13 protein-coding genes are annotated in these 12,298 nt (G+C 67.9%); 6 read left to right on the top strand and 7 right to left on the bottom strand.

Annotated features, from left to right (window positions below; translation table 11 throughout):
- The first annotated feature begins 67 nt into the window (after positions 1 to 67).
- A complete protein-coding gene (locus AC5JJ2_RS16665; protein WP_495859143.1) occupies positions 68 to 859 on the top strand; it encodes a DUF8758 domain-containing protein in 792 nt (263 codons plus the stop codon).
- On the opposite strand, the gene AC5JJ2_RS16660 is transcribed toward AC5JJ2_RS16665, so the two are convergent.
- The 4 genes from AC5JJ2_RS16660 to AC5JJ2_RS16645 form a co-directional block, all read right to left on the bottom strand.
- The gene (locus tag AC5JJ2_RS16660) at positions 843 to 1,622 is read right to left on the bottom strand and encodes a DUF488 domain-containing protein (protein WP_495859142.1); all 780 of its coding nucleotides are present in this window, start codon (positions 1,620 to 1,622) and stop codon (positions 843 to 845) included. The genes AC5JJ2_RS16665 and AC5JJ2_RS16660 overlap by 17 nt on opposite strands.
- Positions 1,623 to 1,746: 124 nt before the next feature.
- Positions 1,747 to 2,706 carry a DUF3592 domain-containing protein gene (locus AC5JJ2_RS16655; RefSeq protein WP_495859141.1) on the bottom strand — a complete coding sequence of 320 codons (960 nt, stop codon included), beginning with the start codon at positions 2,704 to 2,706 and terminating at the stop codon, positions 1,747 to 1,749.
- A complete protein-coding gene (locus AC5JJ2_RS16650; RefSeq protein ID WP_495859140.1) occupies positions 2,703 to 4,103 on the bottom strand; it encodes a sulfatase family protein in 1,401 nt (466 codons plus the stop codon). The genes AC5JJ2_RS16655 and AC5JJ2_RS16650 overlap by 4 nt, the downstream gene beginning before the upstream one ends.
- Before the next feature lie 118 nt (positions 4,104 to 4,221).
- Positions 4,222 to 5,676, bottom strand: coding sequence for a hypothetical protein (locus AC5JJ2_RS16645; RefSeq protein ID WP_495859139.1), 1,455 nt, complete (start codon positions 5,674 to 5,676; stop codon positions 4,222 to 4,224).
- A gap of 196 nt (positions 5,677 to 5,872) precedes the next feature.
- On the opposite strand from AC5JJ2_RS16645, the gene AC5JJ2_RS16640 reads away from it, so the two are divergent.
- The 3 genes from AC5JJ2_RS16640 to AC5JJ2_RS16630 all read left to right on the top strand — a co-directional run bounded on the left by AC5JJ2_RS16640 (position 5,873) and on the right by AC5JJ2_RS16630 (position 8,010).
- Positions 5,873 to 6,568 carry a radical SAM protein gene (locus AC5JJ2_RS16640; protein WP_495859138.1) on the top strand — a complete coding sequence of 232 codons (696 nt, stop codon included), beginning with the start codon at positions 5,873 to 5,875 and terminating at the stop codon, positions 6,566 to 6,568.
- Between the two features lie 212 nt (positions 6,569 to 6,780).
- The gene (locus AC5JJ2_RS16635; protein WP_495859137.1) at positions 6,781 to 7,452 is read left to right on the top strand and encodes a hypothetical protein; all 672 of its coding nucleotides are present in this window, start codon (positions 6,781 to 6,783) and stop codon (positions 7,450 to 7,452) included.
- A 21-nt stretch (positions 7,453 to 7,473) separates the two neighbouring features.
- Positions 7,474 to 8,010 carry a hypothetical protein gene (locus AC5JJ2_RS16630; RefSeq protein WP_495859136.1) on the top strand — a complete coding sequence of 179 codons (537 nt, stop codon included), beginning with the start codon at positions 7,474 to 7,476 and terminating at the stop codon, positions 8,008 to 8,010.
- 70 nt (positions 8,011 to 8,080) lie between these two features.
- Here the strand turns inward: AC5JJ2_RS16630 and AC5JJ2_RS16625 are convergent, their stop codons facing one another.
- Positions 8,081 to 8,995, bottom strand: a complete 915-nt coding sequence (locus tag AC5JJ2_RS16625) for a WD40 repeat domain-containing protein (RefSeq protein WP_495859135.1) — start codon at positions 8,993 to 8,995, stop codon at positions 8,081 to 8,083.
- 60 nt (positions 8,996 to 9,055) lie between these two features.
- Between AC5JJ2_RS16625 and AC5JJ2_RS16620 the strand changes: the two genes are divergently transcribed.
- A complete protein-coding gene (locus AC5JJ2_RS16620; protein WP_495859134.1) occupies positions 9,056 to 9,436 on the top strand; it encodes a tellurite resistance TerB family protein in 381 nt (126 codons plus the stop codon).
- 370 nt (positions 9,437 to 9,806) lie between these two features.
- The gene (locus tag AC5JJ2_RS16615; RefSeq protein ID WP_495859133.1) at positions 9,807 to 10,460 is read left to right on the top strand and encodes a Uma2 family endonuclease; all 654 of its coding nucleotides are present in this window, start codon (positions 9,807 to 9,809) and stop codon (positions 10,458 to 10,460) included.
- A gap of 9 nt (positions 10,461 to 10,469) precedes the next feature.
- Here the strand turns inward: AC5JJ2_RS16615 and AC5JJ2_RS16610 are convergent, their stop codons facing one another.
- Together AC5JJ2_RS16610 and AC5JJ2_RS16605 are read right to left on the bottom strand one after the other, a co-directional pair.
- Complete coding sequence (locus AC5JJ2_RS16610; RefSeq protein WP_495859132.1) at positions 10,470 to 10,916, bottom strand: hypothetical protein; 447 nt, start codon at positions 10,914 to 10,916, stop codon at positions 10,470 to 10,472.
- Between the two features lie 81 nt (positions 10,917 to 10,997).
- Positions 10,998 to 11,999, bottom strand: a complete 1,002-nt coding sequence (locus AC5JJ2_RS16605; RefSeq protein WP_495859131.1) for a DUF1559 domain-containing protein — start codon at positions 11,997 to 11,999, stop codon at positions 10,998 to 11,000.
- Positions 12,000 to 12,298: the final 299 nt, after the last annotated feature.

Genomic DNA, 12,298 nt, shown 5'->3' with positions numbered 1-12,298 from the left:
ACCGGGCGTTCTTGACCGGCGATGCTGGTCGGGTATGCTGGACAAATTATCAATCCGAGGCCCGCCCATGAGTACGCTCCACGTCGAAGACTTCGTCGTGCTGGGACGAACGGTTCCCGAGGACTCCAAGAAGTACGGCCAGCGAGTCTGCATGGCGGGGTACTCGCCGTCTTGCAACCAGTTCTTGCGAGTGTACCCGTTGATGGTCCCCGTCGGCCCGAACGCGGGTACGAACGACTTTCGGGCGCGGTACACGTATCATCTCGACCTCACGCGGAATCCGAAAGACAACCGGATGGAGTCGTGGCGCGTCGAGGACGAAATGAACCCGACGAGAACGCCGTGGGCGGCGGCGACAGAGGTAAAGAAAACTGCCATTCTCGATTGGCTCAGCACGAAGAAGGTTCCATCTATTGACGCCTTGAACACCTGCCGGATGTCGTTGGGCGTCCTGTTCGTCCCGGCGGACAACTGGACGGGAACCGCCGTCGAGAAGGAGGCTCCCGCTCCGCCGGAACACCACCGGTCACTGTTTGAAGATTTGGAACATCAAGCCGTGGCGGAACCGGCGTTCGGAAAGGTTCGATACGCGCCGTACATCGAGTTCCAAGACGCTCTCTCGACCCATCGACTCCAGGTGCGGGAGTGGGGGGCATACCGGTTACTGTCGAACGAATCCTACTCCGACAAGCCGGAGTCGCTCTGGACCGCGAGCGGCTACCGCACCGGGAAGGACTTGTGGATCGTCGTGGGCAACATGACGAACCACCGAAAGAACTGGATGGTTATCAAGACGTTTGAAGCGGACGCGGCGAAGGGTCCGAGCCTGTTCGATTCGTTACCTACTGAAGATGAATGACGGGCAGCTCGGTGAGGGCGTGAATGCGATTCGCGAGCCGTCCGCGGTGGCATTCGCACGCAGCGCGTTCCATGCACATGACGGCCGTGGCGGACTCACGCATCCAACCGGCCACCCGCGCAACGGCTTCCGCCTGGATGGGTAGCGTCTCCCGTTCGTACCGTGCGAACACCGCCGCGTAGTCTCGGGTGGACGAGAGGTGGCTCCGCTCTTCGGACGCGATTCCCAGTTCAGGGAGATGGACGTACTCGATGTCGAGCTTGGCACAATGGGTTGACAACGTACTCTTGTGAAATCCGAAACGCCGCGACACCGGGTTCCGCCGCACGTCTGCCAACCGTCGGATTCCCGTTTGGACTAGCAAATCGAGTAATCCGTCGAGCTGCCGCCCTTCATAGCCAACCGTGTAGACGGCCGGAGGCGCCACCGTGCGAACGGCCAATCGCTCAATGTTGCTGTTAACGGTATACGCGGCGTACGCGCGGTAGACCTGTCGAACGAGTTCGCGTTGGGGCGTGGTTCGGAACCGTTCGACGATCCGTTTCACGTCGGATTCCGTCGCCGTCGGCAGCGGCGGAATCTCAACCTCCGGGCCGAGTGTCCACGATTTATCTGAGGCCGTCAGACGACCGGCGCTCGCCAACGCATTCACGTCGCGAGTCATTCCGAACGAGTACGGTCCGTACGTGTACGGGACGAATTCGTAGAACGCTTCTCCGCCTCGACTGGGCGAATCCATCTTCAACAGGAACGCCCACTTCATCAACTCGATCTTCCCGACCGGTCGCCCGGCAGAGCGTAGGAACTCGAGAAGGATCCGTTGGCGGTAGAGCATACTGAGTATGGTAGCGCGGGCTCCCACGACCAACAACGACTTTACTCTTTGCTCAGTACGGGGGCGTACCCCGCACCGCCTCCGTCAACCACCCGGCGACGGCCGACGCGGTCTCCCGCTTCGACCACGAGCCGATGCGGTCCGACCGCCCCTCGCCGTGCCGGACGGCCACGTAAAAGAACGTCGTCTGGTTCCCCGGCTCGACCGCGAACCCCGTCACGTCCGCCACGGCGAGCGTCAGGCCCTGCCTCGGCAGCGTCAGCGTCCGGTGCAGCTCGTCGAACTCCAACGTCGGCCGGTGGGCGACGAGGTTGGCGACGGCGAAGCAGCCCGCCAGCGCCGCGGCCCAGAGGCCGGCCATGAGTTCCAGCGGCGGGTTGAAGCTGACGGCGAACCCGATCACGAAGACGCCGACGAACGAGGCGGCGAACAGCGTGCCGAGGAAGACGAGCCACCAGTCGCGGCCCATCGGCCGGAACTCCCACCCGGCGGCGGTGCGGCGGACCGTCCGCGGGTCGGCCGGCACGAACGCCGGGCGTTCGCCCCGCAGGAGCAACAGCCAGCCGCCGAGGGCGACGAGGTTAAACGGCGTCAGGAACCAGAGCGCGAACAGGTCCAGCCCCATCGGGCCGCGGAGCAGCACGGCCTCGGCCGGGTCGCCCGCCCGGTAGTAGACGGGGACTTCCTTGCCGGCCGGCAGGTCGGCCTGGATCGGCCGCCAGACCGAGGCGTTCGCATCGACCGAGCCGTACCGGTAGCGGGTCCCCGTGTGCGGCTGCCCGTCCACGACGTAGGCGTACTCGACGACCAGGGCCACGGTCTTCCGCCGCGGTTCGAGCCGCGACGCGACGATCGTGCCGGTCGTCTGCTCGTAGCCGTAGGTGAGGCACTGGCGGATCAGGTTCCACCCGCAAGCCCCGGTGGCGGCGAGGGTGATGGCGGACCAGAACAGGACGAACCCCCAGCCGAAACAGCCGCTCAGCCCGCCCGTCTTCAGCCTGCCGCGTCTCATGGGACCGGACTCGTCTTCGGGTGCAGCTTCACGCGGGCGTCGTACTCGGTACTCAGCACGTCCTTCACGAGGCCGCGCCGAATCAGTTCCTTCTCCGGCACTTCGCCCAGGTCCTTCGTGTCCTTGATCCACTGGTCGAGCGCCGCCCGGTGCGAGGCGAGCGGCTTCGCGAACTCCGGCAGCCCGGCGAGGTTCTTCGTCTCGTGCGGGTCGGCGGTCAGGTCGTACAGTTCCTCCACCGGCTTCGTCTTCGCGAAGAACGCCATCTGCACCGGGTTTAGGGTTCCCGCGAACGCCTGCTTCCGCCAGACCTTCATCGTCGGCATCTCGTCCATGTAGTTGATCCACTGCGCGTACGGCAGTTCCGGGTGGAAGTTCTTCACGTACCGGAACTGGTTCGACCGCACGGACCGGATGCGGTCATACGTCTCGTCCATCCGGTCGCGGCAACTGAACGCGAACTTCCGCGGCGGGGCCTGCTTCTCGCCGAGGAAGACCTGCCCCTGCATCCGGGAAGGAACCTCCGCGCCGGCGACGCTCAGCACCGTCGGCGCGAAGTCGAGGAACGCCACGAGGTCTTCCCGCACGCTGCCCGGCGTCACCTTGCCCGGCCAGCGGACGAGCAACGGGGCGCGGGTCCCGCTGTCGTAGCACCACCGCTTGCCGCGGCTCATGCCCCAGCCGTGGTCGCCGAAGAAGAACACGAGCGTGTTGTCCGTCAGCTTCTTGTCGTCGAGCAGCTTCAGCACGTCGCCGACGAGGTAGTCCATCGCGGTGATGTTTTCGTGGTACGTGGCCACGTTCCGCCGCACGTCCGGGTGGTCCGGGTAGTACGGCGGCAACGTCACCTTCGCGGGATCGCGGAACTCGCTCGGCTTCAGCTTCGCCGTGTTCTTCTTGTACTGCTCGGGGTTCGCCCGCACCTGGCTCTCGTGGGTGATGGTGAAGTTGATGTACGCGAAGAACGGCTTGTCCGCCGGCAGCACGTCCGGGTTCTGCACCCAGTTCCGCGTGTCGGCGAACCCCTTCGGGTGGTCGAAGTTGAAGTCGGTCTTCCCCGGCCAGAAGACGGCGTACCCGGCCTTCTTCAACTCGTCGAGGAACAGCGGCGGCGGGGTGACGAGCTTCGACCGCATGTGGTGGCTGCCCATCGTCGTCGGGTACATGCCGGTGATGAGGCCGGACCGCGACGGGGCGCAGACCGGGGCGTGCGTGAAGCAGCGGGTGAAGCGTGCGCCTTGCGCCGCGAACTTGTCGAGGTTGGGGGTGATCGCGTCCGGGTCGCCGTAGCAGCCGAGGGACGGGGAGATGTCCTCGGTGACGATCCAGACGATGTTGGTGGCGGCGTGCAGCTGCGGACCGACCGCGAGCGCGACGAGGGGCAGGAGGAAGCGCATGGGGGAGGCCCTGATGAACGGGGGGTTCACGCAGGGTTTATATAGCCGCCGGCTTGCCGGCGGGGTTTCGGGGGTCGCAATACCCCGCCGGCAAGCCGGCGGCTATATGAAGACAAACTTACGGCTTCTGCGCCCGCGAGGTCGTCAGCGCCGTCCGCCGCCACTCCGTGTCGAGGTCCTTCGCCGACCGGTAGCCGTACTGCCGGTCGAGCGCCTTCTCCACGCCGTACCGCTGCGCGTCCAAGAGAAAGATGCGGAACGTCTTCGCGTCCTTCTTTCGCACGAGATGATCGACCAACGACACGGCCTCCACGTAGTACCCCGTCACCTGCTCCGGCTTCGGCCCCTTCATCTCCAGGAACGACCCGACCGCGAACAGCTCGCCGTCCTGATAGCACCGGGCGAGCGTCCGCCGGCACTGCTCCGCCTCCGTGCCGGTCGCGAGCACGGCCATGCCGATGGCCGCCCACCGCGGCGGGTCGCGGTCCGGGAACAGGTCGGCCAGCACGATGTACGTCAGCTCGCGGGCCAGCGTGTCGTCGGCCATGCTCGCGTCGTCCAGCCGCAGGTCGATGCGGCGGTCGAGGACGATAGTGGCTTCGAGTTTGACGAACGCGTGCCCGGTCGCGGCGGCCGGCTGGCTCGTCGCGGCGGCGAACGCCGCGGCCGTCGGGTGCAGGACCACGTCGCACTTCGGCTGCCAAGCGTTCGACGGCGGCGACGACCACTTCGCGAACGTCGCCTTACGCGCCTCTTCCGCCTTCGTCAGCACGGCCTTCGCGGCGTCGGAGGAACCCTGGAACCGCACGCGGAAGTTGTCCGACTCCAGCGCGAGCCAGCTCCCCGTTTCGGCGATCGTCGGCTGCTTCGCCGGCGGCGCGGACGGCTTCCCGCCGACATCGGCGATGAGCTTCCGCCCGGCCGTTTGTAGGTCCGCGTGGTTCGGCGCGAGCTTGAGCGCGGCCTCGATCTCCCGCACGGCGGCGGTCGTCGCGGCGGCGTCGCGGCCGGACTTGTTCCACCCGTCGGCGGCGGCCTTCACCCGGCAGTACGCCCACGCCGCGAGCTGCTCCGGCGTGAACTCCGCGCCGCCGGCGTGCGCCGCCGCGAACAGCTTCGCCGCGTCCGCGAACTTCGCCGGCTGCGTCCGGGCCGCGTTGAACGCCTCGGCCGCGTCCTTCAACACGTTCGCGTCCGGCTTAGGGACTTCCGCAATCGTCGGCGGCTTCGGCTCGGCCTTCGCCGCCACCTTCGTCTGCGGTTGCTTCAGCACGAGCAGCCGCTCCTCCAACTCCGCGACCCGCTTCGCGTCCGGCGTGCGGCTCACCTTCTGCCGCTTCAGCTCCTCGCCGTAGGCTTCGCGGAGCAGGCCGAGGAAGTCGGCGTCGCCGTTGATCGCCTCCAGCACGCCTTCGAGCGACTTCACGGCGTCGGCCGGTTGGTTCGCGGTGAGGTACGCCTTCGCTTCTGCCACGGCCCGCTGCACGGCGAGCGACTTGTCGATGGGCGTCGGGTCGGCGGCGAGAACGGGGGACGCGCAGAGAAGCAGGGCGAAGAGCGCGAGACGGGGCATACGAGCATCCTTGCACGGCCGCGGCGCGAGTCCTTCGCGCGTGTCGGCAATCGCGACCCGAATCTTTAGCCGATTTTTTCACCGGCAACAAGGTGAGGTCTGGGGTGAGAGGTCAGAAGTCGGAGGTCAGAGATCAGAACGGGCAAAAATTATCTGATCTCTGACCTCCGACTTCTGACCTCTTACGATGACGGACATGGTTACCGCGACGACGATCGCCGGGCGGGTGGCGCTGTTGCAGGCCGTGCCGTCGGGCGAGATGCTGATCCACGAGATTTACCGCAGCCTCCAGGGCGAGTCGAAGTTCGCCGGGCGGCCGTGCGTGTTCGTCCGGACGACCGGGTGCTCGCTGCGGTGCAAGTGGTGCGACACGCCGCACGCTTTCACCCAGGGGCGGCGGATGCCGCGGGCCGACGTGCTGGCGCAGGCGCTGGCGTTCGACACGGAGCTGGTGGAACTCACCGGCGGGGAGCCGTTGGAGCAGGCCGAGGTGCTGCCGCTGATGGCCGCGCTGTGCGACGCCGGCCGGACCGTGCTGCTGGAGACGAGCGGGGCGCTCGACATTTCCGGCGTGGACCGCCGCGTTCACGTCATCATGGACCTGAAGTGCCCGGACAGCGGCGAGGCCGACCGCAACCGGTTCGAGAATTTGGAACACCTGAAGCCGACGGACGAGATCAAGTTCGTGGTCGCGAGCCGCCGCGACTGGGAGTGGACCGAGCGGACGGTCCGCGAGTACCGGCTGGATGCGCGGTTCGGCGTGCTCGTGTCCGGCGTGTACGGGGTGAACCTCGCGGACCTGGCCGCGTGGGTGCTGGCGTCCCGGCTGGACGTGCGGATGCAGTTGCAGCTGCACAAGTACGTCTGGGACCCCGCCGCGCGGGGGGTGTGACCCGCCGACTTCCGAAGTCCGGCTTCGACTTCGGAAGTCGATCCCGCGCAGGGGCCGGCGCGGTGTCGGCGAACGCCCCTTCTCCCCTTCGACTTCCGAAGTCGAAGCCGGACTTCGGAAGTCAGGGGTCTTGCCGTCGAAACATTTTCCGCCAACATTTCCCCGCCGGGCCGGTTGTATCGGATGATCCGATCCCGTCGCGGAGGCTTCGCATGTCGGCCCGGAATCGCACGTCCTGGTGGCGGCTGGTCAACTGGAAACTCGTCGCCCTCGTCGGCCTGCCGGCGTGGGCCGTCGTCGGCGGCGGCGTCTACCACGCCCACGCGAACCGGCCCGCGGCAACCCCCGCGCCGCCGGAGCCGCCCGAACACCCCTGGCACAACATCCCCATCGGCCCCGGCCACCCGCTCTATTGTGGCGAAGACCCGGCGGAGAAGTTCGTCGGCCCGCCCGCGCCGCCGGCCGACCCCGTCGGCGAGGGGCGGTCCGGCGGGGGCTTCGGCCCCGGCCTGTGGTTCAACGTCACGATGGTCGCCGGGCTCCCGGCCGCGCAGCCGGGGATGCCGCCGCACCACCCGCTGTTGCCGGACCCGGACCACCTGTGGGCGAAGGTCGTCGAGGCCCAGGTGCGGCGGGCGAACGAGATGGTCCAGCAGGCGAAGCTGGCCAACCTGCCGGTGAACGCCGAACTCGAGTTCGAGCCGAAGCCGGTCGAGAAGAAGAAGGCCGGGCCGCCGGCGGAGATCGGCGGGTGCAAGACGTTCGAGACATACCTCGCGTTCCGCAAGTCCCCGGCCGAGGCGTTCAAGCTCGCGAAGCGGGACGACAAGCTCGTGCTGATGCTGCACCTCGCGGGGAACATCGAGGACGACGGGTTCACCTGAAACAACGCCTCCGCGCTCCGTGTGAACGCGCTCGCCAAGCCGGAAGTCGGGGACTACGCCAACGACCACTTCGTTTCCGCGCACCAGAAGGTCGGCACGTTCCGCGTCGTGAACGGGCAGAAGCAGGGCGGGAACGTGGCCAGCTACTTCTGCACCGCGGACGGGACGGTGCTCCACGCCGTCGCCGGGCCGGTGGACGCGGCCGCGTACCTGCGGGAACTCCGGTGGGCGGTCGAAATTCACAACAAGGCCACGACCGAGGCCCGCGGCGACGCCTTGAAGTACAAGCTCGCGATCCGCACGGCCCACTACATGCGGCTGAAGGACGACTTCGGCGTCACGATCCCGACGAAGTTGCTGCCGCGCATCGCCGCGACGATCGTGCCGAGCGGGAAGGCACTGCACCAGTTGCACGTCGGCGGCGGGGCGGCGCAACAGGTGTCGGCGCTCTTGACGGCCTACCCGCTGGCGAAGCTGGAGGAGTTCTACCCGGTCGTGTGGCGGCACGTCCTGGGCGAAGAGGTGTCGTGGTCGCCGGTGAAGGTGGTGGGGAACTAACTATATAGCCGCCGGCTTGCCGGCGGGGTTTTGCGACTCCCAGAACCCCGCCGGCAAGCCGGCGGCTATATCACTCCACGTCCCAGATCGCGAACTGCCCCTTGCCCGTGCCGACGGCCGCGGTCAGGCCGTCCGGAGCGTACGCAAGTGAATGCAAGTCGCCGACCAGCGGGAACGTCAGCTCGCGGACCACCTCGAACGTCGCCGCGTCGAGTTGCAGCAACGACTTCGCCCGCAGCACGAGCATCCCGCGGCCGTCCGGCGACAGCACCGCCCCGCCGCCCCCGCCCTTCGGCTTCACCTCCTGCACCGCCGCGGCCGCCTTCAAGTCCCACTTCATGACCGTGCCGCCGAGCGTGACGATGACGAGGCCGTCGTTCGTCACGCCGTTGAGGACGTGCTTCGGCGGCAGCTCGCCCTGTTGCACCAGCTTCCCGGTCGCGACGGCCCGGACGTGGACCCGCGACGGCTGCTCGACCCACTTCCCCCGTCGCTCGACGGGCGTGGGAATGCTCTGAGCCGCGAAGTGCTTGCCGTCCGGCGACACCCCGAACGGCCGGTTGATGAAGTCCGCCCGCCCCGCCTCGACGAGCCACTTCTCGCGAACCGAGTTGCCGGACACCGCGTAGCAAACGAACGCGTCCTTGTTCCGGTCGTTCGACACGACGCCCACCACGTCCGTGGTCCCCGCCGGGAACCCCAGCACGGTCGTGTACCGGCCCGGCTCGAGCGTCGTCTCCTGGAACGTGGCGGTATCGACCATCATCGCGCCGTCGTCGCCCCACACGAACAGGTGCGACCCGCTCGGGTTCACGGCCGCGCCCCAGACCGGGAAGTCCTCCGGCGTGTAGAGCAGCTTCCCGCTCACCCGGTCCCACAGATGCGCCTGGTAGTGGCTGCGGTTGGCCGTCGCCACGAACCGCCCGTCGCCGGACAGCGACAAGTATTGAAGGGCGAGCTTGTTCTTGCCGGGGTACGTCCGCATGGCGGTTGTCCGTGGGGGAAATGCCGGGTATCGTACCGCCTATCCTCGGGGGGTTCAACCATGGCCGACTGGAAGCGATTGGCGAAGGCCGTCATCCTGGCCGACGGCACGATCGGCACGCACACCGCCGCCGCGCTCAAGGCGGAGCTGATCGCCGACGGGGCGGTCAGCCAGGACGAGGTCGAGTTCCTGCTGGAGCTGCGGACGGAAGCGGCCGCGGCCGTGCCGGAGTTCCACCAGTTCGTGTTCGCACTCATCAAGCGGGTCGTCCTGCCGGACGGCCACGTCAACGCCGCCGAGACGAAGTGGCTGAAGACGTTCGTCTTCCACGACGGCAAGGTGGACGAGCACGAGAAGCGGCTGCTGACGGACTTGAAGGAGTCGGCGATCGTGACGTGCCCGGAGTTCGACGAGCTGTGCCACCGGTACGAGAGCATTTGAGCAGGCTGTCTTGTAGGGTGGGCCGAGTCTTCGAGGCCCACCGATCTCCTCCCTCTCCCCCGGCTTTGCGGGGGAGAGGGCCGGGGTGAGGGGGAAGGGGGTGGGGGGGGCGCCCGCCCGCCCGCCCCGGGCCCGCCCGCCGGGGGCGGGGGGGGGGGGGGGGGGGGGGGCGGGCCCCCCCCCCCGGGGCTGTGCGCGGCGTAGACGCTCCTCCCCTCGGAGGAAGCTCGAACCCCCTCACCCGAACCCTCTCCCCCGCAAAGCCGGGGGAGAGGGAACAAAACCCGGTGGGCCTCGCAAAGCCTCGGCCCACCCTACAAGACCGCGACCGCCCGCGGTTAGAACGGACCGTCGCCTGTAAGGATCGCGCATGCCGGCCACGAAGCGAAAGTACGACACGCTCGCCGACGTACTCCGCGATTTAGGGGTTCCGCCGCGCCGCGTGCTGTGGACCCCGTTCCCCGGCACGGCGACGGAGGAAGACCTGTTGCGGCGCGGGAAGCGGGACCCGCTGGTCGAGTTGGTTGACGGCAGCTTCGTGGTGAAACCCGCGAGTGCCCAGAAGTCGTTCGTCGCCGCGGTGCTGATCGTCGCGGTCGGGAACCACGTCTCCCGGCACAAGGTGGGCGTAGTCGCCGGCCCGTGTGCCCCGATGCGGCTAGCCCCCGGCATGGTTCGGATGCCGGACGCCGCGTTCACCGCTTGGGCCAGCCTCCCGACGGACGACGCCCACCTTCAGCCCGTCGCCGACTTCGCCCCGGACCTCGCGGTCGAGGTCCTGTCCCGCGACAACACCCGCCGCGAGATGGCCCGCAAGCGGCGCGATTACTTCCGCCGCGGCACGCAGCTGGTGTGGATCATCGACCCGAACGCCCGCACGGTCGCGGTGTACACCGACGCCCGTACGCACACCGTCCTGACCGCCGCCGACACACTCACCGGCGGGGCCGTGCTGCCGGGGTTCGCGTTGCCGCTGGCCGAATTCTTCAACGACCCGCAGCTGCAACCCCGGCCGCCGGCCTGACCGCACGACTCACGGCTGGACGAACTGCGTCTCGCCCCGCGGCTTCGGCTTGCCGGCCTCGGCCGGCACGTCGAAGTCCTTCGTCATGCCCCCGGTCACCTCCAGCGTCGTCTCCCACCGCGGGAACAGGCTCTTCACCGTCGATTCCTCGCCGGGGTCCTTCACCCCCTTCTCCTTCTCGCCGGGCTGGCCGGGGTCCACCCCCTCGATGGCCACGACCACCGCCCCCTTCGGGGCCCCGACGCCGGACGACGTGTCGTACGCGCCGTCCTTGATGTCCGCGTACCCGGTCGTCCCCTTGTTCCCCTTCGCGCCGTCGGGCATGAAGTAAATCTTGCCGCCGGGGACCGGTTTGCCGTTGAACGTCACCTTGCCCGAGACGCGGTACGAGCCGTCGCCGCCGCAGCCCGTCGCGGCCACCGCCAGGACGACGGCGGGGAGAAGTAGCATTCGCATGAGAGAGGGTCCTTCGAGGGGGTGGGAATGAAAGCGGCTTCCGACCAGGGGCCGGAAGCCGGGTCGGGGGTTCGCCGCCGGTCAGTTGTTGATGTTCGCCAGCTCGCCCATGCGGAAGCTCGACGCCGCTTGATAGATGAGCAGGTCGATCGTCTGCCGGAGGTACGTCACCGTCCCGTCGGCGCGGGCGAATAGCGCCCCGCCGGTGTGGTTGCTGCCCATGCTGATGTCGTTGAAGTTGTTGCTCCCGTTGTACACCGTCGAGTTGATCGGGTACACGACGTTCTTCGTCGTCCCGCTGCCGCCGCTGTTCCCGCGGATCCAGCTCCGGTAGTCGTTCAGGCTGCCGGGCGGGAAGATCGACCGCTCGCCGAGCATGAGCGTGTTCGACGTGCCGTCCGTCACGTCCGTCAGCCGGACGGTGAACCCGGTCGTGATGCTGCCGGGGCTGTCCCGGTACTGCTGGAGCATCCCGGAGCAGCCGTACGCCTCGTTGATCGTCGGGTTGCCGATCCGGTACGTGAACACCTGCCCGCCGATGGTCAACTGGAAGTTGTCCGTCGTCCGGGTGCTCGGCCCCATGAGGCCGTAGTAGTGCGTCGTTACCGCCCCGACGCCGCTGAGTTGTTGGTTGGCGTTCGGGTCGCGGTACTGGGTCGGCGGCGGGCCGGACGGGCAGTAGATCGTCGGCACGATGTTCAGTGCGACCGCGATGTTGGCCGGGTCCGTGTACGCGCGGGCGAAGTTGTACTGCCGGAACAGGTTCTCCTGCTCGATGTACGGCAGGGTGAACACGATCCAACTCGTGCCGCGGATGTACGTGGTCGTCGCCGGCTTCGGGATCGGGAACACGTCCTGTTGCGCCCCCGGCGGGAGCTTGCCCTGGGCGTCGTGGTAGCCGTGCAGGGCGAGGCCGAGTTGCTTCAAGTTGTTGCTGCACTTGGCGCGGGCGGCGGCCTCCCGGACCTTCTGGACGGCCGGCAGCAGGAGGCCGATCAGGATCGCGATAATGGCGATCACGACCAGCAGCTCGATCAGCGTAAACGCCGACCGGCCGCGGCTCGGGAGAGAGCGTGCGGACATGGGAACCCCTCGGACGAAGCGAATGACGGAAGGAAAAACGCCGGACGCCTGCGGTGGCGTCCCGATGCGAGTACGCCGAGTATAAACGAGCGCGGCCGTCAACGGCTACTCATAAATCGGGCGCGTGCGACGATTTTCATTTCCCGCCCGGAACGGCCGCCGGCCGGCGGTGTTCCGCCCGACTTCCGAAGTCCGGCTTCGACTTCGGAAGTCGATCCCGCGCGGGGAGCACAACAGGAGATCGGGGGCGAGCCGAGCGGCGTGAGCCGCCGGGTGAGTGGGTAGATCGGAAGAGCGTC

This window comes from Limnoglobus sp. (assembly GCF_059499385.1).
Note: the sequence above shows the minus strand (reverse complement) of the source record. Positions and strands in the feature narration are given on the sequence as shown.

Excerpts from the sequence above, each read along its gene's own strand:
- AC5JJ2_RS16640 (WP_495859138.1), top strand. The coding sequence starts at position 5,873 with ATGGTTACCGCGACGACGATCGCCGGGCGGGTGGCGCTGTTGCAGGCC.
- AC5JJ2_RS16665 (WP_495859143.1), top strand. The coding sequence starts at position 68 with ATGAGTACGCTCCACGTCGAAGACTTCGTCGTGCTGGGACGAACGGTT.
- AC5JJ2_RS16610 (WP_495859132.1), bottom strand. The coding sequence starts at position 10,916 with ATGCGAATGCTACTTCTCCCCGCCGTCGTCCTGGCGGTGGCCGCGACG.
- AC5JJ2_RS16660 (WP_495859142.1), bottom strand. The coding sequence starts at position 1,622 with ATGAAGTGGGCGTTCCTGTTGAAGATGGATTCGCCCAGTCGAGGCGGA.
- AC5JJ2_RS16645 (WP_495859139.1), bottom strand. The coding sequence starts at position 5,676 with ATGCCCCGTCTCGCGCTCTTCGCCCTGCTTCTCTGCGCGTCCCCCGTT.
- AC5JJ2_RS16615 (WP_495859133.1), top strand. The coding sequence starts at position 9,807 with ATGCCGGCCACGAAGCGAAAGTACGACACGCTCGCCGACGTACTCCGC.
- AC5JJ2_RS16655 (WP_495859141.1), bottom strand. The coding sequence starts at position 2,706 with ATGAGACGCGGCAGGCTGAAGACGGGCGGGCTGAGCGGCTGTTTCGGC.
- AC5JJ2_RS16635 (WP_495859137.1), top strand. The coding sequence starts at position 6,781 with ATGTCGGCCCGGAATCGCACGTCCTGGTGGCGGCTGGTCAACTGGAAA.
- AC5JJ2_RS16605 (WP_495859131.1), bottom strand. The coding sequence starts at position 11,999 with ATGTCCGCACGCTCTCTCCCGAGCCGCGGCCGGTCGGCGTTTACGCTG.
- AC5JJ2_RS16625 (WP_495859135.1), bottom strand. The coding sequence starts at position 8,995 with ATGCGGACGTACCCCGGCAAGAACAAGCTCGCCCTTCAATACTTGTCG.
- AC5JJ2_RS16650 (WP_495859140.1), bottom strand. The coding sequence starts at position 4,103 with ATGCGCTTCCTCCTGCCCCTCGTCGCGCTCGCGGTCGGTCCGCAGCTG.
- AC5JJ2_RS16620 (WP_495859134.1), top strand. The coding sequence starts at position 9,056 with ATGGCCGACTGGAAGCGATTGGCGAAGGCCGTCATCCTGGCCGACGGC.